Raw genomic sequence first — 2594 nt, 5'->3', positions numbered from 1 at the left:
CGCGGCCTCGGCGTCGACGTGGATGAACACGGATGCGCCCTGGCCGGCCGGATCGGCGATCCTGTCGAGCGCGGTTTCGACGAGCGCACGGCTCGTGGTGCGGCCGGCGGCGAGATCGGCGGCAAGCTGGGCAAGCGGCGGGAACGGCGTGAATTCAGTGGCCATGATGTCGGTGGAAGTCCGGTAAGCGCGGTGGTCGCGGCACGGGTCGAGCCGGCGGGAATGTCGTCTGCATTGTAGAGCACGGTTTTGCGTGGGCATGGCGCGGCACGCAGGGCGCGCAGCGGTCGGCCTGCGCTTCATGCCTCGTACCGATGCCGATGCCAGCGCGACGCCGACACGGCGGAGCCGCCCCCGGTCCGTTTGTTAAACTGCCCTAGTAAATTACTTTTTGTAAGGAAGGCGTTCATGCACCATGGCATTGGCTTCATTCAGGATCTGGCCGTCGTGATGGCGCTGGCCGGCGTCGTCACCGTGCTGTTTCATCGCCTGAAGCAGCCGGTGGTGCTCGGCTATATCGCCGCCGGCGTAATCATCGGGCCGTACACGCCGCCGTTCCAGCTGATCCACGACGAGCAGACGATCCAGACGCTCGGCGAGCTCGGCGTCGTGTTCCTGATGTTTTCGCTCGGTCTCGAATTCAGCCTGCGCAAGCTGTTCAAGGTCGGCGCGACGGCGATCGTCGCCGCGCTCTCCGAGATCGTGCTGATGCTGTGGATCGGCTACGAGATCGGCAGCGCGTTCGGCTGGAGTCCGATGGATTCGCTGTTTCTCGGCGCGATCCTCGCGATCTCGTCGACGACGATCATCGTCAAGGCGCTGTCCGACCTCGGCCTCAAGCGCGAGGGCTTCGCGCAGCTCGTGTTCGGCATCCTGATCGTCGAGGACATTCTCGGCATCGCGATGCTCGTGCTGCTGACCGGCATCGCGCAGACCGGGCAGCTGTCCGCCGGGCTCGCGGCGGTCACGCTCGGCAAGCTGCTGCTCTTCATGACGGTGTCGCTGATCGTCGGCGTGCTGCTCGTGCCGCGCGCGCTCAATTACGTCGCGCGCGCCCACAGCGACGAGATGCTGCTCGTGTCCGTGCTCGGCTTCTGCTTCGGCTTCTGTCTGCTGGTGGTCAAGCTCGACTACAGCATCGCGCTCGGCGCGTTCCTGATCGGCGCGATCATGGCCGAGTCGCGCCATCTGCACCGGATCGAGCATCTGATCGCGCCGCTGCGCGACGCGTTTTCGGCGATCTTCTTCGTGACGATCGGCCTCATGCTGAACCCGGCCGTGATCCTCGACTACGCGTGGCCGATCGCCATCATCACGTTCGCGGTGATTGTCGGCAAGATCGTCTCGTGCGGGCTCGGCACGTTCCTCGCGGGCCGCGACGGACGCACGGCGATGCGCGTCGGCATGACCGTGTCGCAGATCGGCGAGTTCTCGTTCATCATCGCGTCGCTCGGTCTCACGCTGAAGGTGACGAGCGCGTTTCTGTACCCGATCGCGGTGGCGGTCTCGGCGCTGACCACGCTGACGACGCCGTACCTGATCCGCGTGGCCGATCCGCTCACGCGCCGCCTCGCGCGCGCGATGCCCGCGACGCTTTCCAACGCGTTCGGTCTGTACGGGCAATGGCTGCGCAGCCTGAGCACCGGCAGCGGCGAGCCGACGCTGTTCGGCATGACGCGGCGGATCATCCTGCAGATCGCGGTGAATCTCGCGCTCGTCGCGGCGATTTTTCTGACCGTGTCGTATAGCGCGCCGCATACCGGCAAGCTGCTCGGGCACTGGCTCGGCGACGAATCGCTGCAGCGCGTCGTGCAGTGGAGCGTGGCGCTCGTCGTGTCGCTGCCGTTTCTCGTGGCGGTCTATCGCAAGACGAAGTCGCTCGCGCTGCTGCTCGCCGAGGTCGGCGTGCAGCCGGCGACGGCGGGGCGCTTCACGAGCGCGCTGCGTTACGCGATTTCCGATCTCGTGCCGATCGTCTCGATGCTCGGCGTGTTTCTGCTGGTGGCCGCGCTGTCGGGCAGCATCCTGCCGCCGACCGGTCTGCTCGTCGCGGTGCTGGTTTGCGCGGCGCTGCTGCTCGCGCTCGTATGGCGCTGGTGCGTGAAGATTCACGCATCGATGCAGATCGCCTTGCGGGAAACTTTCGACGAGCAGCCGGACCCCTGAAGCGCGGGCGCAAAAGGGTGATGCAGGGATATGACGCCGCTGCGTGTCACGCTCCGTAACAATGTGAGCAATTGTGTGTGGGTTTGCCGGGCCTGCCGCGCTGACGGATAATCGGGGCATATTCATTCGTTCGCGTGGAAGGCGCCTGTCCGACAGTCATGAGCGAAAATCAACCCGAAAACGCCGGCACGACCGGCGCTTCCTCACCGGTGCCGGGTTCGCCCGCGCCGTCCACCACACCGGTAACCGGCGCCGCGCCATCTGCGGCGGCAGCCTCGTTACCTCCATCGCATGAAGATGCCGCCGCGTCGCCGGCCGCGGACTCCCCGAGCCCGGCCGACGCGCAAGCGGCCGTGAGGGCGTCGACCGACGACCCACTCGGCGCGTCGACAGTCACGCCCAGCGATCCGCGAACGGCTAGCCAACGC

At 66.4% G+C, this 2594-nt stretch carries 2 protein-coding genes and 1 pseudogene; 1 reads left to right on the top strand and 2 read right to left on the bottom strand.

All coding sequences use genetic code 11. From position 1 onward, the window contains the following. Positions 1–165: pseudogene (locus GXB81_RS30805) on the bottom strand (amidase); the annotation flags it as partial. Between the two features lie 243 nt (positions 166–408). Between GXB81_RS30805 and GXB81_RS30800 the strand changes: the two are divergent. After that, on the top strand, positions 409–2166 hold the full coding sequence (locus GXB81_RS30800) for a cation:proton antiporter (RefSeq protein ID WP_167046827.1): 1758 nt from the start codon (positions 409–411) through the stop codon (positions 2164–2166). Between the two features lie 169 nt (positions 2167–2335). On the opposite strand, the gene GXB81_RS31960 is transcribed toward GXB81_RS30800, so the two are convergent. Further along, a partial coding sequence (locus GXB81_RS31960) for a hypothetical protein (protein ID WP_205991188.1) occupies positions 2336–2594 on the bottom strand: 259 nt, incomplete at its 5' end.

The organism is Paraburkholderia sp. Ac-20336, assembly GCF_017105025.1.
Classification (GTDB): Bacteria; Pseudomonadota; Gammaproteobacteria; order Burkholderiales; family Burkholderiaceae; genus Paraburkholderia.
Note: the sequence above shows the minus strand (reverse complement) of the source record. Positions and strands in the feature narration are given on the sequence as shown.